Origin of the sequence: Microbacterium sp. CH-015 (assembly GCF_049707015.1) — a bacterium.
Classification (GTDB): Bacteria; Actinomycetota; Actinomycetes; order Actinomycetales; family Microbacteriaceae; genus Microbacterium; species Microbacterium aurum.
On record NZ_JBNAFJ010000001.1, the window covers coordinates 874,482 to 895,720 of the forward strand.

Sequence of the window (21,239 nt, forward strand, 5' to 3'; positions counted from 1 at the left end):
GCACAGTGATGCGGGACACTGCCAGCATGTCCTCGCCGTTCCTCTACTTCGCCGATGAGCGGCTCTCCGCGGCCGAGCTGAGCGCCGCGCGGCTGGACGGCGACCTCGTCGAGATCGGCGAGGGCTACATGCCGACGGATGCCGTGGAGACGCGCGAACTGCGCGCAGGATCGCTGCGCACCCGCATCCCGGCGACGCTCGCCCTGACGCGCGCGTCCGCCGCCTGGATCCACGGCGCCGTCGCCGACCCGCCGCCCCGGCACATCGTGCAGCGCACGGCGCCGCGTCGGGGCAACTACGTGCGCGACCTCCGGCTGGACTACCGGGATCAGCGGATCGCCCCCGCCGACGTGCAATGGATCACGGGCGTCGCGGTGACGACGCCCGCGCGCACGCTCGCGGACCTCGTGCGCGACCTGCACGCCGGCGAGGCCACGCTGCCACTGATCGACGCGATGCTGGCGTGGCGACCGGAGCTCGCGGCGGCGACGGCCGATGCGCTGGACGCCGGCGGCGCCCTCCACTACAAGCGACCGGCGGTGCGCTTCCTGCGGGCGCGAGTCAGGACGACGTGACCCGGTACACGTCGTAGACCGCGTCGATCCGGCGCACCGCGTTGAGGACGCGGTCGAGGTGGACGATGTCGCCCATCTCGAACACGTACCGGCTGAGCGCGAGTCGATCGTTCGTGGTCTGCACCGACGCGGAGAGGATGTTGACGTGGTGCTCGCTGAGCACACGCGTGATGTCGCTGAGCAGACCCGACCGGTCGAGAGCCTCGACCTGGATGTGCACGAGGAACACGCTCTTCGTGGTCGGAGCCCACGCGACGTCGATCATCCGCTCCGGGTCGTCTTTGAGCGACTTCACGTTGGTGCAGTCGGCGCGGTGCACCGACACGCCGCTGCCGCGGGTGACGAAGCCGACGATGTCGTCTCCGGGGACCGGCGTGCAGCACTTGGCGAGCTTCACCAGGATGTCCGGTGCGCCGCGCACGAGGACGCCGGAGTCGCCGCCGCGCGGGGCCTTGGACCGGCCGACGTGCGGGATCTCGATCGGGCCGGTGGAGGTGTCCTCCTGCGAGCTCACGAGTGCCGTGACCTTCTCGATCACCGACTGGGTGGAGATGTGCCCTTCGCCGACGGCGGCGTACAGCGCCGTGACGTCTTCGTAGCGCAGCTGGTGGGCGACCTCCGTGAACGAGTCCTGGTTCATCAGCCTCTGCAGCGGCAGGTTCTGGCGGCGCATCGCGCGCGCGATGGCATCCTTCCCCTGCTCGACGGCCTCTTCGCGACGCTCCTTGGTGAACCAGCCGCGGATCTTGTTGCGGGCGCGGGTGCTCTTGACGAACGTCAGCCAGTCCTGGCTCGGCCCGGCATCCGGGTTCTTCGAGGTGAACACCTCGACGACGTCGCCGGAGTGCAGTTCCGACTCCAGTGGCACGAGCCGGCCGTTGACCTTCGCACCCATCGTGCGGTGGCCGACCTCGGTGTGCACGGCGTACGCGAAGTCGACCGGCGTGCCGCCGGCGGGAAGACCGATCACCCGGCCCTTCGGGGTGAAGACGTACACCTCCTTCGCGCCGATCTCGAACCGCAGCGAGTCGAGGAACTCCCCCGGGTCGGCTGTCTCGGCCTGCCAGTCGGAGATGTGCGCCAGCCACGCCATGTCGGCGTCGACGGCCTTCGCGTCCGGCTTGCCGCCGGCCATGCGCTCCTTGTACTTCCAATGCGCCGCGACACCGTACTCCGCCTGCTGATGCATCTCATTGGTGCGGATCTGGATCTCGACCGTGCGGCCGCCGGGGCCGATCACGGTCGTGTGCAGCGACTGATACAGGTTGAACTTCGGCGTCGCGATGTAGTCCTTGAACCTGCCGGGCAGTGGCGTCCAGCGGGCGTGGATCGAGCCGAGGACCGCGTAGCAGTCGCGCACGTTGTTGACGAGCACGCGGATGCCGATGAGATCGTAGATGTCGTCGAACTCGCGGCCGCGCACCACCATCTTCTGGTACACCGAGTACAGCTGCTTCGGCCGTCCCATGACGCGCCCGCGGATGCGGAGGTCGCGCAGGTCCTCTTCGACCGCGTCGATCACGGAGTGCATGTACTCCTCGCGCTGCGGCGTGCGCTGCTTGACGAGGCTGTCGATCTCGGCGTACAGCTTCGGGTGCAGCACGGCGAACGACAGATCCTCCAGTTCGCTCTTGACGGCCTGGATGCCGAGGCGGTGCGCGAGCGGCGCGTAGATCTCGAGCGTCTCCGTCGCCTTCTTCGCGGCCTTCTCGGGAGGGACGAACCCCCAGGTGCGCGCGTTGTGCAGCCGGTCGGCGAGCTTGATGAGGAGCACGCGGATGTCCTTGGACATCGCCACGATCATCTTGCGGACGGTCTCGGCCTGGGCCGCGTCGCCGTACTTGACCTTGTCGAGCTTGGTGACCCCGTCCACGAGCATGGCGACCTCGTCGCCGAAGTCCGCGGCCAGCTGATCGAGGCTGTAGTCGGTGTCCTCCACCGTGTCGTGCAGCAGCGCCGCGGCGATCGCGCGCGGGCCGAGCCCGAGATCGGCGAGGATCTGCGCGACGGCGAGCGGGTGCGTGATGTACGGCTCGCCGCTCTGCCGCTTCTGCGACGCGTGGGCGGCCGCAGCCACCTGGTAGGCGCGCTCGATGATCGAGACATCACCCTTGGGGTGATGGGTGCGGACGGTGCGGATGAGCTGTTCGACGCCGTTGCGCGAGGGAGCGCGGGAGAAGATCCGGGGTACCAGTCGGCCGAGGGACGAGCTCTGCGGGGAGTTCTGGGCGGACGCAGCGGGCGTCTGTGTCATCCGCTCACCTCCGCCCTGATCAACCCGTCAATCCTACCCGGGCGCCTACGCCCCGGCACGCCGGACGGTGCTCGCGCGCCGAGCGATGCTCACGCGTCGGCCAGGGCGCGCTCGCGGGCGGCCAGCACGCGGCTGTCGCGTGTCTTGAGAGCGGGCTCGTTCTCGCGCAGCAGCGAGTACAGCGGGGCCGCGACGAACAGGGTCGAGTAGGCCGCGACGATCGTTCCGACGAAGATCGACAGCGAGATGTCGGTGAGCGTCTGAGCGCCGAGCCACAGCGCGCCGATGAACAGGATCGCGCCGGTGGGCAGCGCCGCGACGACCGTCGTGTTGATCGAGCGGATGAGCGTCTGGTTGACGGCGAGGTTGACCGACTCGCCGAACGTGCGACCCGATCCTTCGCCGTCGTCGCGGGTGTTCTCGCGGATCTTGTCGAAGACGACCGTCGTGTCGTACAGCGAGTACGACAGGATCGTGAGGAAGCCGATGACGGCCGCCGGGGAGATCTCGAAGCCGAACAGTGCGTAGATCCCGACGGTGATGACGAGCACGTCGACGAGGCCGATGATCGCGGCGATCGACATCTTCCACGTCCGGAAGTAGATCGCCAGGATGATGAAGGTCAGCGCGAGGAAGATCGCGAGACCCCACAGCGACTGCCGCGTGACGTCCTCGCCCCAGCTGGGACCGATGAAGGACGAGCTGACGTTGGCCTCACTGACGTCGAAGGCCTGCGCGAGTGCCGTCTTGACGGCGGCGCTCTTCTCCGGCTCGGTGATCTGGTCGGTCTGGACGCGCACGGCATCCGTGCCGATCGTGGTCACCTTCGTGGTCGCGCCGGGGATGACCGACTGCACCGCTTCGGTGGCGACGGCCTGGTCGGGGGTCGCCACGTCGTTGACGGTGAACTGCGACCCGCCGGTGAACTCGATCGAGAACTGGATCGGGCGGAAGAGCGGGACCAGCGCCGCACCGATCACGAGGATCGCCGCGATGATGAACCACGTCCGTCGCTTGCCGACGAACGGGAACGAGGTCTTGCCGGTGTAGAGGTCGTTGCCGAGCTCGTTCATGGAGCGCATCAGTCGTTCCCCTCCGTCGTGGAGCCGGCATCGGATGCGGACGAGCCGCTGCTCTTGCCGGCGAGCTCGGCCTGCTTGCGCTCGGCGATCGTCTGGCGCCGCTCCGCCTCACCCCGCGAGCGTCCCGCGCGACGCGCCGCGGAACCCTTCGCCACGGAGGCGTCCACGGGCGCGCGGAACTGCGCGCGGCCGCGGTAGACAGCGCCCAAGGCCTCGGGATCCAGCCCCGACAGCGGATGGCCGCCGCCGAAGAAGCGGGTGCGGGCGAGCAGCTGCATCACCGGGTGGGTGAACAGGATGAAGATGAGGATGTCGATGAGCGTCGTGAGACCGAGGGTGAACGCGAAGCCCTTCACCGTCGCGTCGGCCAGGATGTAGAGCACGACGGCGGCGAGGATGTTGATCGACTTGGAGATGTAGATCGTCCGCTTCGCCCGGCCCCAGCCGTCCTCGACGGCGCCGGTGATCGACTTGCCGTCGCGCAGCTCGTCTCGGATGCGTTCGAAGTACACGATGAACGAGTCGGCGGTGAAGCCGATCGTGACGATGAGGCCCGCGACGCCGGCGAGCGACAGGCGGAAGCCCATCCGCCACGCGAGGATGCACAGCGTGATGTAGGTCAGCACCGCCATGACGCCCAGCGACGCGATGATGACGAAGCCCAGGGCGCGGTACACGATCAGCGAGTACAGCGCGACGAGCGCAAGACCGATGAGACCGGCGATGAGGCCGATCTGCAGCTGCTGCGAACCGAGGGTGGCCGAGATCGCGTTGTCGCTGACGATCTCGAAGCTCAGCGGCAGGGCACCGTACTTCAGCTGATCGGCGAGCGTCTTCGAGCTCTCCTGATCGAACGAGCCGCTGATCTGCGGCTTGCCGTCGAGGATGACGCCGTTCATCGACGGCGCCGAGATCACGCGGCCGTCGAGCACGAAGGCGAACTGGTTGCGCGGGGTGTCGCCGGCCTGCGTGAAGGCGTACAGACGCTGGCTGACCTCGCCGAAGATCTTCGTGCCGGCGTCGTCGAACGTGATGTTGACGACCCACTGACCGTTCTGGGTGTTCATGCCGTTGGTGGCATCGGTGATCGCGGATCCGTCGAGCTCCACCGGGCCGAGCAGGTACTTCGCGGTCCCCGTCGGGTCGCACGCGATGAGCGGCTGGTCGGCCGGCTCGTTGGCGGGGTCGTTCGCCTCGTCGGCGCAGTCGTACGCGAGGAACTCGGCCTGCAGGGCCGGCGTGATCCAGTTGAGGTCGCTGCCGTCGGTCGGAGCGACGGTGGGCGTCGCCTCCAGGCCCGCATCCGGCGTCGGGTACGGGGTGGGTGAGCCGTCCTCGCCGACGTACGACGTACTGGCGGCCGTGGTCGCCAGCACCGCGCGCAGCTGCATCTGGGCGGCGGACTCGATGCGGTTGCGAGTCTCCTCGTCGGCCTGCCCGGGAATCTGCACGACGATCTGGTTGCCGGACTGCGTCGTGATGTCGGCCTCGCCGACGCCGGACGCGTCGATGCGCTGCCGGATGATCACGGCGGCCTGGTTCAGCTGCTCGGTCGTCGGCGCGGCGCCGTCGGGCGTCTTGGCCTGCAGGATGATCTGCGTGCCGCCCTGCAGGTCGAGCGCGAGCTCGGGTGCCCATGAGCTCTTGCCGAAGCCGTAGACGCCGAGGGCGTTGATGCCGAACAGGACGGCGGTGATGACGAGAAGGCCCGTCAGTGCGCGCCAGGCATGACGCACAGGGGTGGGTGTGGCCACGGAGGGTCCGCTTTCTTCGAGGATCCGCGTGCGAGACGCGCGGTGTCAGGCCTGGGGCTTGTCGCCGGGCTCGGTCTTGTCCGTTGCGGTGTCGGCTGCGGCGCGGTCGTCGCTGATCGAGGTGACCTCGCCGTCGGCGACGTCCGCGGCATACTCCGCCTGGTCGGCCTCGGCCTCGAGGTACTCGTCTTCGGTGACCGTCTCCTCGGTCTCGTCGACGACGCGGAGGATGGCCTGGCTGTGGACCTCGACCTCCATGCCGGGGGCGAGCTCGACGCGAGCCGACTTGGAGAGGTCTTCGCCGTCGTACTCGACGAGGGTGCCGTACAGGCCGCCCTGCAGCAGCACCTTCACGCCGGGGAGCATCGCCCGGGCCTTCGCCTCCTGCTCGTCCTTCATCCGCTTGGCACGACGACGCGAGCTCCAGAACATGAAGACGAGCAGCGCCGCCATGGCGACGAGCAGGACAATATCCATCGGTACAACCTTTCGGGACCGCGTCGATCGACGCGAAGAAGACGGCAGCCCTACGTCAGGGTCAGGGGCCGGCCTTCAGCGATTATAGGTCATCGAAGATCGCGGCCCCGCTCGGCGCGGGCACCCGCAGGTGCGCGTACGCCTCGGGCGTGGCGATGCGGCCGCGCGGCGTGCGGGTGAGCAGGCCAATGCGCACGAGGTACGGCTCGACGACCGATTCGATCGTGTCGGCCTCCTCACCGACCGTGACGGCGAGGGTGCCGAGCCCGACCGGGCCGCCGCGGAAACGGCGCACCACGGCGTCGAGCACGGCACGGTCGAGGCGGTCGAGTCCGATCTCGTCGACGTCGTAGAGGTTCAGGGCCGCCGCGACGTGGGCATCGGCCGCCGCCGCGCGCGCGGCGGTGTCGGCGTCGCCGTGCACGATCACGTAGTCGCGCACCCGGCGCAGCAGCCGGTTCGCGATGCGCGGGGTCCCCCGGGAGCGCCGGGCGATCTCGGCACGCGCGGAAGACGGCAGGTCGACCCCGAGTACCGTCGCCGAGCGCGAGATCACCTGCTCGAGCTCCTCCGGTTCGTAGTACTCCAGGTGGGCCGTGAAGCCGAACCGGTCACGCAGCGGGTTCGGCAGCATGCCGGATCGGGTCGTCGCACCCACGAGCGTGAACGGGGCGAGATCGAGCGGGATGCTGGTCGCCCCCGCCCCTTTGCCGACCATGATGTCGATGCGGAAGTCCTCCATCGCGAGGTACAGCATCTCCTCCGCGGAGCGCGCCATGCGGTGGATCTCGTCGATGAAGAGGACTTCGCCGGGGATGAGGCTCGACAGCAGCGCCGCGAGATCGCCGGCGTGCTGGATGGCGGGGCCGCTCGACAGGCGCAGCGGACGGTCGCTCTCATGCGCCACGATCATCGCGAGCGTGGTCTTGCCGAGGCCGGGCGGCCCCGACAGCAGGATGTGGTCCGGCGGCCGCTGCTGGATCCGGGCGGCGTCGAGCAGCAGCTGCAGCTGGCCGCGCACCTTCTGCTGGCCGACGAATTCGGCGAGGGATGCCGGGCGCAGCGCGCCTTCGACGGCGAGCTCGCTCTCGTCCTGGGGTGCGGCCGGATCGATCGCGTCAGACACCGGCGCGCTCCGGACGGGCCGGGCCCAGCTGGGCGAGGGCGAGCTTGAGCAGCGCTGGCACCGACTCGCGGTGGGCGGGTGTCGCGGCATCCGTCACGGCGGCGACCGCCTCGGTGCTCACCCGCTCGTTCCAGCCGAGGGCCACGAGGGCGGCGACGACCTGCGCGGCCACGGCGCCGGCCGGCGCACCCGCCGCGGGCGCCGCGACCCCGACCGCGACGTGGAGTTTGCCGGCCAATTGCACGACGATGAGCTTCGCTGTCTTCGGGCCGATGCCCGACACGCGGCGGAACGGCGCGTCGTCCTCGGCGGCGAGGGCCTCGGCGATCTGCGCCACGGTGAGCGCCGACAGCACGCCGAGCGCCGATTTGGGTCCCACGCCGGACACGCTCAGCAGCTGCGTGAACACTCCGAGCTCCTCGCGCTCGGCGAAGCCGTAAAGCGAGAGGGCGTCGTCTCGGACGACCAGCGTCGTGTGCAGCTGGGTCTCGTCGCCGACGTGCAGGGCGCGGGAGACCTGGGCAGTGACGGCGACGGTGAAGCCGACGCCGCCGACCTCGATGATCGCCGACTCGGCATCGACATGCAGGACGCGTCCGCGCAGCGAGGAGATCATGCGATCAGCCTACGAGGCGGTTCGCAGTTTTGTTCGAGCGACACGCGCCGCCGCGGGTGTGGCCACGGCTGCCGTCACCGTCATCGGCTCCGTCATCGGCGTGCGGCCGCACGCTCGGCATCCGCCCACGCGCGCTGCGCAGGGGTGAGGGACGCCGTGGCGTGGGGTCCGGCGGCATTCCCCGGCCCTTGCCGCCACGCGTGGCACAGGGCGAGGGCGAGCGCGTCGGCGGCATCGGCGGGCTGCGGCAGCGCGTCCAGGCGCAGCACGCGCGCCACCATGGTCTGCACCTGGAGTTTGTCGGCGGCGCCGTATCCGGTGATCGCGGCCTTGACCTCGGAGGGGGTGTGGGTGGCGGCGGGGAGGCCGTACTCGGCCGCCAGCAGCAGGGCGATGCCGCTGGCCTGCGCCGTGCCCATCACGGTGTTGCGGTTCTGCTGCGCGAACACGCGCTCCACCGCGACGACGTCGGGGCTGTGGGAGCGGAGCACGGCGCGGATGCCGGCGGCGATCGTCGCCAGCCGCTGCTCGATCGGCAGGTCGGTCGCCGAGCGCACGACGCCGACGTGCACGAGCGAGGCGGAGCGGTCGCGGGCGACGTCGACGACACCGACGCCGCAGCGGGTGAGGCCGGGGTCGATGCCGAGAACGCGAAGAGCGGATGCCACTCCCCCACGCTACGGCGTGGATCGGCGGCATCCGCTCTCGAATCGCGGGGCTTACTCGTCTTGCTCGAGTTCGGCCTGCACCTCGACCGACAGGTCGAAGTTGCTGAAGACGTTCTGCACGTCATCGCTGTCTTCGAGGGCGTCGATGAGACGGAAGATCTTGCGGGCCGTCTCGGCGTCGATCTCGACCTTGAGGTTCGGCACGAACTCGACATCGGCGGACTCGTACTCGATGCCGGCCTCCTGCAGGGCGGAGCGCACCGCGACGAGGTCGGAGGCCTCGGTGATGACCTCGAAGCCCTGGGCGTGCGGCTCGATCTCCTCGGCGCCGGCCTCGAGGGCGGCCATCATTACGTCATCCTCGGTGGTGCCCTCCTCGGAGACGACGATGACGCCCTTGCGGGTGAAGTTGTAGGCGACCGATCCGGGGTCGGCGAGGGTGCCGCCGTTGCGGCTCAGGGCCGTGCGCACCTCTGCGGCGGCGCGGTTCTTGTTGTCCGTCAGACACTCGATCATGAGGGCGACACCGCCGGGCGCGTACCCCTCGTACATGATGTTCAGGTACTCGACCGACTCGCCGCCGATGCCGGCGCCCCGCTTGATGGCGCGGTCGATGTTGTCTTTGGGGACGGAGGTCTTCTTCGCCTTCAGGACGGCGTCGAACAGGGTCGGGTTGCCCTGGAGGTCCGGGCCTCCGAGCTTCGCGGCGACTTCGATGTTCTTGATGAGCTTCGCCCACGACTTGGCACGGCGCGCGTCGATGACGGCCTTCTTGTGCTTGGTCGTGGCCCATTTGGAGTGTCCGGACATAGCCTCCAGTTTACGGTCCCGCGGCCGCGATCTTCGCGAGGGTGCGGAGGTTGCGGGTGGTCGTGGTGCCGGTGTACGACGATCGGGCCAGCACCTTGGCGAACGGGGTGTCCACCGAGCGCCCCTTCGGCGGGCTCCAGTACACGACGCCGAAACCCGGCTGCACGAGATCGTCCGGCGACTCGAGCTCTTCCGCCGTGTGCGCGAGAGCGTCGCGCACCGCCCGATCGCGGCAGAAGACCACGTACGGCTGGCGGCCGGCGTCATCGGCGTCGAACGGGAAGTCCGCGATCGCCGCATCGAGCTCCCGCATCGTGACGAGCACGATCCACGCCTCGTAATCGAACCGCGCGCCGAGGGCGCGCTCGATCGTCTCCGTCAGTTCGGCACGGGCGGATGCCGCGGCATCCGCCTCGAAGCGCACGTTCCCACTCGCGAGGACCGTCGCCACCCGATCGAAGCCGAGGTCGCGGAACAGCGCCGCGAGCTCGGCGCTGCGGACCGTCACGCCGCCGACGTTGACTCCGCGCAGGAGCGCCACCCAGGTCGTCATAGGGGCAGAGTATCGCCGGGCGTCGACGCCGCGCGTGCGCCCTTGTGCGCGCACGGCGAATGGACGATCGTCGAAGCGTCAGGGGGGATCGAATGGGACTGCTGGTGTCTGCGAGCATCTGGGCGATCTTCGTCGCCGCGACGCTGTGGTTCCCCACCCGGCGCGGGCCGCTGGGCTTCGTCGTGTACCTCGCCACGATGAGCTTCAACGAGATCCCGATGGTGCTGTTGGTCGTGTTCGCGATGTCGGCGGGGCTCACCCTGACCGACGAATCCGCAGACACGGCTGTCGCCGGAGCAGTGTCGCTCTACGGGTATCTCGGTGCCGGGCGGCGCCTCGTCCGACGTGACCTCACGCCGCGCGGACGGTATCGAGGAACATCTCGTGGAAGCGCGTCTCGCCCGACACCTCCGGGTGGAAGGCGGTGCCGAGCAGCCTGCCCTGCCGGACGGCGACGACCGCGCCGTCGTCGAGCGTCGCGATCGTGCGGGCGGCGGGGCCGACCTCGACGACGCGTGGGGCGCGGATGAAGGTTGCGTGCGTCGTGGTGTCGAACCCCTCGACCGTCAGGTCGGTCTCGAAGGAGTCGACCTGACTGCCGAAGGCATTGCGCTGCACCGTGACGTCGAGGCCGCCGAAGGTCTCCTGACCCCGGATGCCGTCGGTGATGCGGTCCGCGAGGAGAATCAGGCCCGCGCAGGTGCCGTAGACGGGCAGACCGCCCGAGATGGCGTCGCGGATCGGCTGCTGCATGCCGAAGGCGCGGGCGAGCTTGTCGATCACGCTCGACTCGCCGCCGGGGATGACGAGCCCCGAGATGGCCGCGAGCTCCTCGGGCCGGCGGACGAGCACGACGTCGGCGCCCAGCGCCGTGAGTACGCGCGCGTGCTCACGGACATCCCCCTGCAGGGCGAGGACGCCGACGCGCGGCATCCCCTCGGTCACCATCCGCGCTCGGCGAGGCGGTGCGGCGCCGGCAGGTCGGTCACGTTGATGCCGACCATAGCCTCGCCGAGTCCCCGCGAGACGTCGGCGATGACCTTCGCGTCGTCGAAGAACGTCGTCGCCTTGACGATCGCGGCGGCACGGGCGGCGGGGTTGCCGCTCTTGAAGATGCCGGAGCCCACGAACACGCCGTCGGCGCCCAGCTGCATCATCATGGCGGCATCCGCCGGGGTGGCCACTCCCCCGGCGACGAACAGCACGACGGGCAGCGTGCCCGTCTCGGCGATCTCGGCGACGAGGTCGTAGGGCGCCTGCAGCTCCTTCGCCGCGACGTAGAGCTCGTCCTTCGACAGCGCGCCGAGCGCGGCGATCTCGCCGCGGATCCTCCGGATGTGCTTCATCGCCTCCGAGACGTCTCCCGTGCCGGCCTCGCCCTTGGACCGGATCATCGCCGCGCCCTCGGTGATGCGCCGCAGCGCCTCGCCGAGGTTCGTCGCGCCGCACACGAACGGCACGGTGAAGTCCCACTTGTCGATGTGGTTGACGTAGTCGGCGGGCGAGAGCACCTCGGACTCGTCGATGTAGTCGACGCCGAGCTCCTGCAGCACCTGCGCCTCGACGAAGTGGCCGATGCGGGCCTTCGCCATGACGGGGATCGACACCGCCGAGATGATGCCGTCGATCATGTCGGGGTCGCTCATCCGCGACACCCCGCCCTGCGCGCGGATGTCGGCGGGCACGCGCTCGAGCGCCATGACGGCGACCGCGCCGGCATCCTCGGCGATCTTCGCCTGGTCGGGCGTGACGACGTCCATGATGACGCCGCCCTTCAGCATCTCGGCGAGGCCGCGCTTGACGCGCGAGGTTCCGGTGGCGGCAGCGGACACGGGTACTCCTTCGAATTGACCTAGGCCAAAAGCTAGCATGGCTGAGCACGTATGCTGAACGTCGTGCACGGCGACATCCCCGACGAGATCTCCGACGAGATCTCCGACGCGTTCGGCGGCGGATCGGCGAGCGAGATCGCCGCCAGCATCCGGCGCCGCATCGAGCGCGGCGACCTCGACGCCGGTGCCGTGCTCCCGCCGGTGCGCGCCCTCGCGGAACGGCTGGGTGTCAACCGCAACACCGTCGTCGCCGCCTATCGGCAGCTGGCGCAGGCCGGCCTCGTGGCCAGCCGGGGCCGCGGCGGCACGGTGGTCGCCGGAGTGGCTCCGGCGCCGCAGGAGGGATTCGCCCAGGGCAGTGTGCTGCGCGATATCGGCACCGGCAACCCCGACCCCGACCTCATCCCCGACCCCTCGCGCGCCCTCGCGGCGGTGGTCGGCCGACCCGTGCTCTACGGCGAGCCGGTCATCGATCGCGGTCTTGACGCGTGGGCGACGGCGTGGCTCGGCGAGGCCCTCGACCCGGCGCTGGCGTTCCGGCTCACGGTCACCAGCGGCGCGTCGGACGCGATCGACCGGCTGCTGTCGCAGACCCTCACCCGCGACGACCCGGTCGCACTGGAGGACCCCTGCTTCCTGTCCAGCCTCAACACCGTGCGCCTCGGCGGATACCGGCCGGTGGCCGTGCCGGTGGATGCCGAGGGGATGACCGTCGCGGGACTGCGCGCCGCCCTCGAGGCCGGCGTCCGCGCCGTCGTCTGCACCCCGCGGGCGCAGAACCCCACGGGGGCGAGCCTGTCGCCGCAGCGCGCCGCGGAGCTCCGGGAGGTGCTGGCCGACCACCCGTATGTGCTCGTCATCGAGGACGACCACTACTCGCTGCTGTCGACCCAGCCCTACCACTCGCTCATCGGCCCCGGACACCGCCGGTTCGCACTCGTGCGGTCGGTGTCGAAGTTCCTGGGTCCCGACATGTGCCTGGCGATCACCGCCTCCGATCCCGATACCGCCGAGCGCCTCGCGCTGCGACTGAGCCCCGGCACGACCTGGGTCAGCCACCTGCTGCAGCGGCTCGCGCACGCGCTGCTCGCCGATGACACGGTGCGCGCCGGCATCCGTCGCGCGTCCGCGCACTATGCGCGTCGCAACGACGCCTTCGCCGCTCTCCTCGCCGAGCACGGCATCGACGCCGACGCCGGTGACGGCCTCAACGTGTGGGTGGCACTCCCGGTCGACGCCCGCGCCGTCTGCGAGCAGCTCATGCGGCGCGGCTGGCTCGCCCGGCCCGGCGACGAGTTCATCCTCGCCGACACCGGCGCCGCCCGCCGGCTGCGCCTCACCGTCCACGACCTCTCCGATGCCGACGCCCGACGCCTGGCATCCGACCTCGCCGCCGCCATCGAGGCGGCGGACCTGAAGAAAGCGGGTTGATCCGTGAAGATCCTGTCCATCCAGTCCGCCGTCGCGTACGGCCACGTCGGCAACTCCGCCGCCGTCTTCCCGCTGCAGCGGATCGGCGTCGAGGTGCTGCCGGTGTACACGGTGAACTTCTCCAATCACACCGGGTACGGGGCGTGGCGGGGGCCGCTCATCTCCCCCGCGGATGTGCGGGACGTCATCACCGGCATCGAGGAGCGCGGCGTCTTCGGCGAGATCGACGTCGTCCTCAGCGGATACCAGGGCTCGGAGGGCATCGGCGACGTCATCCTTGACGCCGTCGCGCGGGTGAAGGCGGCCAACCCGGCAGCGGTGTACTCGTGCGACCCCGTGATGGGCAACGCGAAGAGCGGATGCTTCGTCGCACCCGCCATCCCGATCCTGCTGCGCGAACGGGTGGTGCCGGCCGCCGACATCATCACCCCCAACCAGTTCGAGCTGGGCTTTCTCACCGAGACCGAGCCGAGCGACCTGGACTCGACCCTCGCGTCGGCCGACGCGGCGCGCGCGCTGGGGCCGGATGTCGTGCTCGTGACGTCGGTGGAACGGCCCGATCGACCGGCCGACACGATCGAGATGCTGGCCGTCACCGGGGATGGCGCGTGGATCGTGCAGACCCCGCACATCCCGATGAAGGCGAACGGCTCGGGCGACGTCACCGCTGCGCTGTTCACGGCGCACTACCGCGCGAGCGGGGATGCCGCGGCCGCCCTCGCGAAGACCGTCTCGAGCGTGTGGGACCTGCTGCAGACCACGTACGAGTCCGGTCAGCGCGAGCTGCAGCTCGTCGAGGCGCAGGAGTTCTACGCCCACCCCCGCCTGCAGTTCGAGGTCACCCGCGTGCGCTGACGCCGGCGTTGCCGCCCCTTCCCCGCGAGAGAGTCACCGCCCCTTTTCCGCGAGAGAACAACTGGGCGCCGAGAGAACGGGTGAAACCCGCACTCTCGGCGCGCGGTTGTTCTCTCGCGGGAGGAGAGGCGCCGGGCGCGCACGGCGTGCCGGGTGGATCAGGCGGGCCAGGCGGATGCCACGGCCTCGCGCACCTCGCCGAGGAGCTGCGGCAAGGCCTTGGTCTTGGCGATGATCGGGAAGAAGTTCGCGTCGGTCGCCCACCGCGGCACGATGTGCTGGTGCAGATGCTCGTCGACGCCGGCACCGGCGACGGCGCCCTGGTTCATCCCGATGTTGAACCCGTCGCAGCGGGAGACCTGACGCAGCACCCGCATGGCGGTCTGCGTCAGCGCGCCGATCTCGGCGACCTCCTCGGCGCTGGCCTGATCGTACGTCGGGATGTGGCGGTACGGGCACACCAGCATGTGCCCCGAGTTGTACGGGAACAGGTTCAGCAGCACGTAGGCGGTCTGGCCGCGGTGAACGATGAGCCCCTCGGCATCCGTCCGCTGCGGCGCCGCGCAGAACGGGCATCCCGACCCGCGGTTCACGTCCGCACCGGCGGTGATGTACGCCATCCGGTGCGGTGTCCAGAGCCGCTGGAACTCGTCCGGGACGCCCGGCAGCGTCGCGGCGTCGATGAGCTCGCCGTGCTCCGCGTCACCCTCGCTCATCGCCCGGCTCCGCTCACGCGAGATCCTCGGCGGTGTTGACGAGGGCGTGCGACGCGATCGCACCGACGATCTTCTCGATCGCCTCGTCGACGGGGATGCCGTTGGTCTGCGACCCGTCGCGGAACCGGAACGAGACCGTGCCCTGCGAGCGGTCCTGCTCCCCCGCGATGAGCTGCAGCGGCACCTTCTGCGTCGTGTGGGTGCGGATCTTCTTCGGCATCCGATCGGCGGAGTGGTCGACCTCCGCGCGCACCCCTCGCTCGCGCAGGCGACCGATGATGTCGTCGAGATACGGCGCAAAGTCGTCCGCGACGGGGATGCCCACGACCTGCTGCGGTGCCAGCCACACCGGGAAGGCGCCCGCGTAGTGCTCGAGCAGGATCGCGAAGAAGCGCTCGATCGAGCCGAACAGCGCGCGGTGGATCATGATCGGGCGGTGCTTCTCGCCGTCGGGACCGGTGTACTCCAGGCCGAAGCGCTCGGGCAGGTTCGGGTCGACCTGCACGGTCGACAGCTGCCAGGTGCGGCCGATCGCGTCGCGGGTCTTGAGGTCGATCTTCGGGCCGTAGAACGCCGCCTCGCCGGGGACCTCGGTGAGCTTCAGCCCCGAGGCGACGGCGACGTTGCGGAGCGCGTTGGTGGAGTACTCCCAGAACTCGTCGGAGCCGATCCACTTGCTCTTCTCGTCGTCGCGCATCGACAGCTCGAGCTCGAAGTCGTCGAGGCCGAAGTCGCGCAGCATCGAGATGACGAACTCCAACACGCGCGTCGCCTCGGTCTCGAGCTGATCCTCGGTGACGAACAGGTGCGAGTCGTCCTGCGTGAAGCCGCGGACGCGGGTGAGGCCGTGGAGGGCGCCGGACAGCTCGTTGCGGTAGACGGTGCCGTTCTCGGCGAGCCGCATCGGCAGGTCGCGGTAGCTGCGCGCACGCTCCTTGTAGATGAGGATGTGCATCGGGCAGTTCATGGGCTTCAGGTAGTAGTCCTGGCCCGCCTTGGTGATGTTGCCCTCGGCATCCCGCTCCTCGTCCATGACGATCGGGGGGAACATGCCCTCCTTGTACGTCACGAGGTGGTTCGAGGTGAGGAACAGGTCCTCCTTTGAGATGTGCGGGGTGTACACGTAGGTGTAGCCCGCCGCGATGTGGCGACGGCGCGCGTGCTGCTCCATCTCGCCGCGGACGATGCCGCCCTTGGGATGCCAGACCGACAGCCCCGAGCCGATCTCGTCGGGGAAGCTGAACAGGTCGAGTTCCTTGCCGAGCTTGCGGTGGTCGCGCTTCGCGGCCTCTTCGAGACGCTGCTGGTAGGCCCGCAGCTCGTCCTTCGTGGGCCAGGCGGTGCCGTAGATGCGCTGCAGCTGCGGGTTCTTCTCGCTGCCGCGCCAATACGCCCCGGCGATGCGGGTGAGGTCCCAGCCGTTGCCGACCAGGCGCGTCCCCGGCACGTGGGGGCCGCGGCAGAGATCGCGCCAGGCGGTCTCGCCGTCGCGGGTGACGTTGTCGTAGATCGTGAGCTCGCCGGCGCCGATCTCCGCCGACGCGCCCTCGGCGGCGTGCGCGCCGGAACCAGGGCCGCCGGCGAGGTCGATGAGCTCGAGCTTGAACGGCTCGTCCGCCATTTCGGCGCGCGCCTCGTCCTCGGTGACCACGCGACGCACAAACCGCTGGTTCTCGCGGACGATGCGCTCCATCTCCTTCTTGATGGCTTTGAGATCTTCGGGGGTGAAGGGCTCGTCGACGCCGAAGTCATAGTAGAAGCCGTCGGTGATGGGCGGCCCGATGCCGAGGTTCGCCTGGGGGCGAATGCGCTGCACCGCCTGCGCGAGGACGTGCGCCGTGGAGTGGCGCAGGATCGCCAGGCCGTCGGCGCTGTCGACGGTGACGGGCTCCACCGCGTCCTCGGCCGTGACCACGGTTGCGAGGTCTTTCAGGTCGCCGTTCACGCGCAGGGCGATCACGGAGCGGTCGGGGAACAGCGCGAAGCCGTCGGCGGGGTAGGTCACGTCAGTCACGGGGATCCTTCTTCGATCAATGCTCCTCCCAGGCTATCTCTCGCCCGCACCTGTCTCGTGAGCGCCATGATGGATGCCGTGAAGCTCGCCCTCGTCGGAGTCGTGCTGCTCCTGGCGGGCGGCGCCGCCGTCGCGTCCGGCGTGCTGCCCGCGGACGAGGCGGGAGCGATCGCGGAGCGCGTCTGGCCGATCCTGCTGTTCGTCGTCGCCGTCACGATCGTGGCGGAGCTGTCCGCGACCGCGGGCGTCTTCGACGTCGTGGCCGCGCGCCTGGCACGCTGGTCGCGCGGTCGCATCGTCGCGCTGTGGCTGCTGATCGTCGGTTTCGCCGTCGTCGTGACGGCGTTCCTCTCCCTCGACACGACCGCGGTGCTGCTGACCCCCGTCGTCGTCGCCGTGGCACGCGCCAACGGCCTGCCACCGCTGCCGTTCGCGTTCGCGACGGTGTGGCTGGCCAACACCGCATCGCTCTTCCTCCCGGTCTCGAACCTCACCAACCTGCTGGCGTCGCATCGGCTCGACGAGGCCGGGGCGCCGGTCCCGTTCCTCACGCTGCTGGGGCCGTCGGCTCTCGTGGCTGTCGCCGCCACGGTGCTGCTGCTGTGGATCTGGCACTCGCGTGCCCTGTCGGGCCGGTTCGCGATCAGCGCGCCGCCGCGCGTCGCCGACGTCGTGCTCCTGCGCGGCTCAGCCGTCGTGCTGATCGTGCTGCTGCCGCTGCTCGTCAGCGGCATGCCGCCGTGGCTGCCCGCGCTGGCCGCGGCGGCAACTCTCACGATCCTGTTCGCGTGGCGCTCGCCGGGCGCGCTGCGCCTGCGGCTCGTGCCGTGGCAGCTCGTCGTGTTCGCCTCGGGGCTCTTCCTCGCGGTCGGCGCGCTGGAGGCGTGGGGGTCGGCGCAGGTCCTCGCCGCCGCGACCGGCACCGGCGAGGACCTGCTGTCGCTCTGGCAGCTCGCGGGCGTCGGGCTCGTCGGAGCCAACGCCGTCAACAACCTGCCCGCCTACCTCGCGCTCGAGCCGGTCGCCGACTCACCGGTCCGGCTCGCCGCGCTGCGCATCGGCGTCGGCGCCGGACCCCTGATCACGCCGTGGGCGTCGCTAGCGACCCTGCTGTGGCACGAGCGGCTGCGCGCCGTGGGCATCGACGTGCCGTGGCGCCGCTACGTGCTGTGGGGGCTGCTGGCGGCTCCGGTGGTGGTCGCGCTGGCCGTGATCCCCCTCGCGTGGCGGTGACGTCGTCGACGGATGCCGCCGCGCACGCTCACTCGACGCTGAGGTCCACCTGGATCTCACCCGCGAGTGCTTCGAGGGCACGGCGGATCACCGCGGCATCCGCCCCTTCGGGGATGCTCACCTCGACGGTGGCTTCGAAGAGGATGCCGCCGGCCATCGGGGCGTCGAGCGTGCGGCTGCGGAAGGCGTCGATCGACAGGGCATGGGCGGCGATCGTCGCCGTCACGTCGCGGACGATCCCGGGGCGGTCGTTGCCGAGCACGGTGATGTGGAGGGTCCGGGGCGCGGGCGTGGCGGCCTTGGTGCCGGCGTGGACCGCGACCTTCAGCATCCCCTCCAGAGGCTGCAGCGACGCGACGAACTCGTCGACGCGCGCGTCGTCCACCCGGACGAGCACGATGCCCGCGAACGCGCCGGCGAGCTCGGCGAGCTCGCTCTGCTCCCAGTTGGCGCCGGCTTCGGAGACCTTCTGCGCGAGGGCGTTCACGAGACCGGCGCGGTCGTCGCCGACGACGGTGAGCACGAGGTGGGCCATACCGCGAGCCTAACGACAAAAACCCCCGGCGACCCGGGGGCTTCAGGTGGTGCGCGATACTGGGATCGAACCAGTGACCTCTTCCGTGTCAGGGAAGCGCGCTACCGCTGCGCCAATCGCGCCTGTACAGGCGTATTCAGTTGTCTAGCGAGGTGGCGACGGGATTCGAACCCGTGTAAACGGCTTTGCAGGCCGGTGCCTAGCCGCTCGGCCACGCCACCATGTGGATTAACCGTGTGGTTTGACCCCACGTGCCGTGATCGCTGTGACACGATCCCTGCACTCGAGCGGATGACGAGACTCGAACTCGCGACCCTCACCTTGGCAAGGTGATGCGCTACCAACTGCGCTACATCCGCGTGCTCCCTGGTTGCCCCGGGAACTTGATCGACTTTAGCCGACGATCCCGTCATCACCAAACCGAGGCGAGCCCGCGCGTGTCACACCCGGACGATTCGTGACAGCGCTCCGCATCCGGTAGCATCATGACTCGATCCCATGCGGATCACGGGCGATTGGCGCAGTTGGTAGCGCGCTTCCTTCACACGGAAGAGGTCATCAGTTCGAGTCTGGTATCGCCCACCACACCACATCCCCCGATGCAGCTCCGCTGGTGGCGAAGATCGACGCCGTCAGCCGCCGACGGTCCAGCCGTAACGCAGTTGCAGCGCGCGGGCGACGACCGCGAACCGCTCCAGGTCGAGCGCCGACGCCTCGCGGCGCATGCCGGCGGTGTGCACGCTGTACAGCTGATCGATGTCGACCCAGGAGGGACGCCCCTTCGAGTCCCATCCGCCCGAGCCGATCGGCAGGAAATCGCGGTCGCCGTCGTGGGCGATGCTCGTGAGCTTCACCGCGTACACCCGATCTTCGCTCTGGCGCCCGATGACGAGCACCGGCCGGTCCTTGCCGCGACCGTCGCGCTCGGCGTACGGAACCCACGTCCACACCACCTCGCCCGCATCGGGCATGCCATCGCGGTCGGGCGCGTAGGTGATGCGCAGCCCGCGACGGTCGGGCGGATCGATCTCGATCGTCGCCGTGTCGCCGGAGCTGCCGGGAGCGATGTCGCGGACGGATGCCGTCGCCTGCGCCGTCTGCGCGCGTGCGGGCCGCTCCGGCGTGCGCTGCGGGGCCTGGCGCGACGGTGAGGTGAACAGCGTCGCGATCCCCCGGAGGAACCGGGTGAGGGAGCCGCCGTCGGTGTTGCGCGTCGCCATGCCGCCACCATAGCGAGAACGGCCGAGGGGCGCCGGATCGTGTGATCCGGCGCCCCTGTGCCGTGGTGGCTTGCTGTGTGACAGGTGTCAGTCGACGAGCGCGTAGCCCTCTTCACCGTGGACGACGGTGTCGATGCCGGCGATCTCGTCCTCGTTCTTCACGCGGAAGCCGATCGTCTTCTCGATCGCGAGACCCAGCACGTAGGCGACGACGAACGAGAAGATGAGGACGGCCACCGCGGCGACGAACTGCACGACGAGCTGCTCGAAGCCGCCGCCGACGAACAGGCCGGTCCCGGTGGCGAAGAAGCCGAGGTACAGCGTGCCGATGAGGCCGCCGACGAGGTGGACGCCGACGACGTCGAGCGAGTCGTCGTAGCCGAGCTTCCACTTCAGCTCGATCGCCAGGGCGCAGACAGCACCGGCGATGAGCCCGAGCAGCAGCGCCCAGCCCGGGGCCAGGTTCGCGCAGGAGGGCGTGATCGCGACGAGACCCGCGACGGCGCCGGACGCGGCGCCGACCGACGTGGACTTGCCGTCCTTGAGCTTCTCCACGATCACCCAGCCGAGGATCGCCGCGGCGGTCGCGCCGAGCGTGTTGACGATGATGAGGCCGACCGAGGAGTCCTCGGTGCCGAGCAGGCCGAACGTGCCCTCGGCGCCGGCGTTGAAGCCGAACCAGCCGAACCACAGGATCGCCGCTCCCAGCATCACCAGCGGCACGTTGTGCGGCTTGTGGATGCCCTTCTGGAAGCCGACGCGCTTGCCGAGGACGAGCGCCAGCGCGAGAGCGGCGGCACCGGCGTTGATGTGCACCGCGGTGCCACCGGCGTAGTCGATGACCGTGACATCCCAGCCGAAGCTCTCACCGAGCTTCATGATCCAGCCGCCGCCCCAGACCCACGCGGCAACCGGGAAGTAGACCACCGTCGCCCAGATGCCAGCGAAGATCATCCACGAGCCGAACTTGGCGCGGTCGGCGATCGCGCCGGAGATGAGCGCGACCGTGATGATCGCGAACGTGGCGCCGAACGTCGCCCCGACCAGCGTGTCACTCGACGCGTTGGCGAGACCGAAGTCGGAGAACGGGTTGCCGGCGAGCCACGTCGGACCGTCGGTGATCGCCGACATGTTGAACCCGTAGAGGATCCACAGCACGCCGACCAAGCCCATCGCGGCGAAGCTGAGCATCATCATGCTCACGACGCTCTTCGCCTTGACCAACCCGCCGTAGAAGAACGCCACACCCGGCGTCATAAAGAGCACGAGGGCTGTCGCGGCGACAGACCACGCGAGGTTTCCGCTGTCCATGAAGTTCCTCACTCATGTGTTGTGTAACTCGGGCCTGGACACCGCTGCTTTCGGGTCGCGGCTGTCCTGGCGAGACTCAGTGTGACGACGCGCGGTTTCCACCGGCATGCGTGTCGTGTTTCGCGATCGTTACGCGGATGCCGCGTGGGTAAACATCACGTTTCGTGACGCCGAAAA

Annotated in this window: 20 protein-coding genes and 4 tRNA genes; 5 read left to right on the plus strand and 19 right to left on the minus strand. The window is 69.7% G+C overall.

Annotated elements, in window-relative coordinates; genetic code table 11:
• Nucleotides 1-26 precede the first annotated feature (26 nt).
• Complete coding sequence (locus ACPYN4_RS04115; RefSeq protein WP_232321607.1) at nucleotides 27-575, plus strand: SAM-dependent methyltransferase; 549 nt, start codon at nucleotides 27-29, stop codon at nucleotides 573-575.
• Here the strand turns inward: ACPYN4_RS04115 and ACPYN4_RS04120 are convergent.
• From ACPYN4_RS04120 to pdxS, 11 genes are all read right to left on the minus strand, one after another.
• Nucleotides 562-2,829, minus strand: coding sequence for a RelA/SpoT family protein (locus ACPYN4_RS04120; RefSeq protein ID WP_424445667.1), 2,268 nt, complete (start codon nucleotides 2,827-2,829; stop codon nucleotides 562-564). The genes ACPYN4_RS04115 and ACPYN4_RS04120 overlap by 14 nt on opposite strands.
• A gap of 89 nt (nucleotides 2,830-2,918) precedes the next feature.
• Nucleotides 2,919-3,911: a protein translocase subunit SecF gene (gene secF, locus ACPYN4_RS04125; protein ID WP_424445668.1), complete on the minus strand. Its 993-nt coding sequence runs from the start codon at nucleotides 3,909-3,911 to the stop codon at nucleotides 2,919-2,921.
• The gene (secD, locus tag ACPYN4_RS04130) at nucleotides 3,911-5,665 is read right to left on the minus strand and encodes a protein translocase subunit SecD (RefSeq protein ID WP_424445669.1); all 1,755 of its coding nucleotides are present in this window, start codon (nucleotides 5,663-5,665) and stop codon (nucleotides 3,911-3,913) included. Before secD ends, secF begins: the two co-directional genes overlap by 1 nt.
• A gap of 45 nt (nucleotides 5,666-5,710) precedes the next feature.
• Nucleotides 5,711-6,142, minus strand: coding sequence for a preprotein translocase subunit YajC (locus tag ACPYN4_RS04135; protein ID WP_076690840.1), 432 nt, complete (start codon nucleotides 6,140-6,142; stop codon nucleotides 5,711-5,713).
• 82 nt (nucleotides 6,143-6,224) lie between these two features.
• Nucleotides 6,225-7,268, minus strand: a complete 1,044-nt coding sequence (gene ruvB, locus ACPYN4_RS04140; RefSeq protein ID WP_281653114.1) for a Holliday junction branch migration DNA helicase RuvB — start codon at nucleotides 7,266-7,268, stop codon at nucleotides 6,225-6,227.
• Nucleotides 7,261-7,884 carry a Holliday junction branch migration protein RuvA gene (ruvA, locus tag ACPYN4_RS04145; protein WP_281653113.1) on the minus strand — a complete coding sequence of 208 codons (624 nt, stop codon included), beginning with the start codon at nucleotides 7,882-7,884 and terminating at the stop codon, nucleotides 7,261-7,263. Before ruvA ends, ruvB begins: the two co-directional genes overlap by 8 nt.
• Before the next feature lie 92 nt (nucleotides 7,885-7,976).
• Nucleotides 7,977-8,552, minus strand: coding sequence for a crossover junction endodeoxyribonuclease RuvC (gene ruvC / locus ACPYN4_RS04150; protein WP_287272022.1), 576 nt, complete (start codon nucleotides 8,550-8,552; stop codon nucleotides 7,977-7,979).
• A gap of 51 nt (nucleotides 8,553-8,603) precedes the next feature.
• Nucleotides 8,604-9,362 carry a YebC/PmpR family DNA-binding transcriptional regulator gene (locus ACPYN4_RS04155; RefSeq protein WP_239280133.1) on the minus strand — a complete coding sequence of 253 codons (759 nt, stop codon included), beginning with the start codon at nucleotides 9,360-9,362 and terminating at the stop codon, nucleotides 8,604-8,606.
• Nucleotides 9,363-9,372: 10 nt separating this feature from the next.
• Nucleotides 9,373-9,915, minus strand: a complete 543-nt coding sequence (locus tag ACPYN4_RS04160) for a DUF1697 domain-containing protein (protein ID WP_287272020.1) — start codon at nucleotides 9,913-9,915, stop codon at nucleotides 9,373-9,375.
• A 351-nt stretch (nucleotides 9,916-10,266) separates the two neighbouring features.
• Nucleotides 10,267-10,863 carry a pyridoxal 5'-phosphate synthase glutaminase subunit PdxT gene (gene pdxT / locus ACPYN4_RS04165; RefSeq protein ID WP_287272018.1) on the minus strand — a complete coding sequence of 199 codons (597 nt, stop codon included), beginning with the start codon at nucleotides 10,861-10,863 and terminating at the stop codon, nucleotides 10,267-10,269.
• Nucleotides 10,857-11,747, minus strand: a complete 891-nt coding sequence (gene pdxS, locus ACPYN4_RS04170; protein ID WP_315552579.1) for a pyridoxal 5'-phosphate synthase lyase subunit PdxS — start codon at nucleotides 11,745-11,747, stop codon at nucleotides 10,857-10,859. The genes pdxT and pdxS overlap by 7 nt, the downstream gene beginning before the upstream one ends.
• 51 nt (nucleotides 11,748-11,798) lie before the next feature.
• On the opposite strand from pdxS, the gene ACPYN4_RS04175 reads away from it, so the two are divergent.
• Nucleotides 11,799-13,178: an aminotransferase class I/II-fold pyridoxal phosphate-dependent enzyme gene (locus ACPYN4_RS04175; protein ID WP_424445670.1), complete on the plus strand. Its 1,380-nt coding sequence runs from the start codon at nucleotides 11,799-11,801 to the stop codon at nucleotides 13,176-13,178.
• A 3-nt stretch (nucleotides 13,179-13,181) separates the two neighbouring features.
• Complete coding sequence (gene pdxY, locus ACPYN4_RS04180) at nucleotides 13,182-14,033, plus strand: pyridoxal kinase PdxY (RefSeq protein ID WP_239280139.1); 852 nt, start codon at nucleotides 13,182-13,184, stop codon at nucleotides 14,031-14,033.
• A gap of 158 nt (nucleotides 14,034-14,191) precedes the next feature.
• Here the strand turns inward: pdxY and ACPYN4_RS04185 are convergent, their stop codons facing one another.
• Entirely contained in the window at nucleotides 14,192-14,749 is a 558-nt protein-coding gene (locus tag ACPYN4_RS04185) for an HIT family protein (RefSeq protein WP_287269114.1), read from the minus strand.
• A gap of 13 nt (nucleotides 14,750-14,762) precedes the next feature.
• Complete coding sequence (gene thrS, locus ACPYN4_RS04190; RefSeq protein WP_239280143.1) at nucleotides 14,763-16,763, minus strand: threonine--tRNA ligase; 2,001 nt, start codon at nucleotides 16,761-16,763, stop codon at nucleotides 14,763-14,765.
• Between the two features lie 69 nt (nucleotides 16,764-16,832).
• On the opposite strand from thrS, the gene ACPYN4_RS04195 reads away from it, so the two are divergent.
• Nucleotides 16,833-17,996, plus strand: a complete 1,164-nt coding sequence (locus tag ACPYN4_RS04195) for an SLC13 family permease (RefSeq protein WP_424445750.1) — start codon at nucleotides 16,833-16,835, stop codon at nucleotides 17,994-17,996.
• Between the two features lie 28 nt (nucleotides 17,997-18,024).
• Here ACPYN4_RS04195 and ACPYN4_RS04200 read toward each other — a convergent pair whose 3' ends face one another.
• The 4 genes from ACPYN4_RS04200 to ACPYN4_RS04215 all read right to left on the minus strand — a co-directional run bounded on the left by ACPYN4_RS04200 (nucleotide 18,025) and on the right by ACPYN4_RS04215 (nucleotide 18,890).
• Nucleotides 18,025-18,531 carry a glycine cleavage system protein R gene (locus ACPYN4_RS04200; RefSeq protein WP_287269111.1) on the minus strand — a complete coding sequence of 169 codons (507 nt, stop codon included), beginning with the start codon at nucleotides 18,529-18,531 and terminating at the stop codon, nucleotides 18,025-18,027.
• 47 nt (nucleotides 18,532-18,578) lie between these two features.
• Nucleotides 18,579-18,653, minus strand: a tRNA-Val gene (locus tag ACPYN4_RS04205).
• Nucleotides 18,654-18,681: 28 nt separating this feature from the next.
• Nucleotides 18,682-18,752 (minus strand) — tRNA-Cys (locus ACPYN4_RS04210).
• Between the two features lie 65 nt (nucleotides 18,753-18,817).
• Nucleotides 18,818-18,890: transfer RNA gene (locus ACPYN4_RS04215), tRNA-Gly, on the minus strand.
• A gap of 150 nt (nucleotides 18,891-19,040) precedes the next feature.
• On the opposite strand from ACPYN4_RS04215, the gene ACPYN4_RS04220 reads away from it, so the two are divergent.
• Nucleotides 19,041-19,116: transfer RNA gene (locus tag ACPYN4_RS04220), tRNA-Val, on the plus strand.
• 47 nt (nucleotides 19,117-19,163) lie between these two features.
• Here the strand turns inward: ACPYN4_RS04220 and ACPYN4_RS04225 are convergent.
• On the minus strand, nucleotides 19,164-19,751 hold the full coding sequence (locus ACPYN4_RS04225) for a type II toxin-antitoxin system PemK/MazF family toxin (protein ID WP_424445671.1): 588 nt from the start codon (nucleotides 19,749-19,751) through the stop codon (nucleotides 19,164-19,166).
• A gap of 87 nt (nucleotides 19,752-19,838) precedes the next feature.
• Nucleotides 19,839-21,062, minus strand: a complete 1,224-nt coding sequence (locus ACPYN4_RS04230) for an ammonium transporter (protein ID WP_424445672.1) — start codon at nucleotides 21,060-21,062, stop codon at nucleotides 19,839-19,841.
• Nucleotides 21,063-21,239 lie beyond the last annotated feature (177 nt).

Bases quoted from the DNA above. Each gene is read 5' to 3' on its own strand.
- ACPYN4_RS04115 (WP_232321607.1), top strand. From the start codon at position 27: ATGTCCTCGCCGTTCCTCTACTTCGCCGATGAGCGGCTCTCCGCGGCC.
- ACPYN4_RS04120 (WP_424445667.1), bottom strand. From the start codon at position 2,829: ATGACACAGACGCCCGCTGCGTCCGCCCAGAACTCCCCGCAGAGCTCG.
- secF (WP_424445668.1), bottom strand. From the start codon at position 3,911: ATGCGCTCCATGAACGAGCTCGGCAACGACCTCTACACCGGCAAGACC.
- ACPYN4_RS04135 (WP_076690840.1), bottom strand. From the start codon at position 6,142: ATGGATATTGTCCTGCTCGTCGCCATGGCGGCGCTGCTCGTCTTCATG.
- ruvA (WP_281653113.1), bottom strand. From the start codon at position 7,884: ATGATCTCCTCGCTGCGCGGACGCGTCCTGCATGTCGATGCCGAGTCG.
- ACPYN4_RS04155 (WP_239280133.1), bottom strand. From the start codon at position 9,362: ATGTCCGGACACTCCAAATGGGCCACGACCAAGCACAAGAAGGCCGTC.
- ACPYN4_RS04160 (WP_287272020.1), bottom strand. From the start codon at position 9,915: ATGACGACCTGGGTGGCGCTCCTGCGCGGAGTCAACGTCGGCGGCGTG.
- pdxT (WP_287272018.1), bottom strand. From the start codon at position 10,863: ATGGTGACCGAGGGGATGCCGCGCGTCGGCGTCCTCGCCCTGCAGGGG.
- ACPYN4_RS04175 (WP_424445670.1), top strand. From the start codon at position 11,799: ATGCTGAACGTCGTGCACGGCGACATCCCCGACGAGATCTCCGACGAG.
- ACPYN4_RS04185 (WP_287269114.1), bottom strand. From the start codon at position 14,749: ATGAGCGAGGGTGACGCGGAGCACGGCGAGCTCATCGACGCCGCGACG.
- ACPYN4_RS04195 (WP_424445750.1), top strand. From the start codon at position 16,833: ATGGATGCCGTGAAGCTCGCCCTCGTCGGAGTCGTGCTGCTCCTGGCG.
- ACPYN4_RS04200 (WP_287269111.1), bottom strand. From the start codon at position 18,531: ATGGCCCACCTCGTGCTCACCGTCGTCGGCGACGACCGCGCCGGTCTC.
- ACPYN4_RS04225 (WP_424445671.1), bottom strand. From the start codon at position 19,751: ATGGCGACGCGCAACACCGACGGCGGCTCCCTCACCCGGTTCCTCCGG.
- ACPYN4_RS04230 (WP_424445672.1), bottom strand. From the start codon at position 21,062: ATGGACAGCGGAAACCTCGCGTGGTCTGTCGCCGCGACAGCCCTCGTG.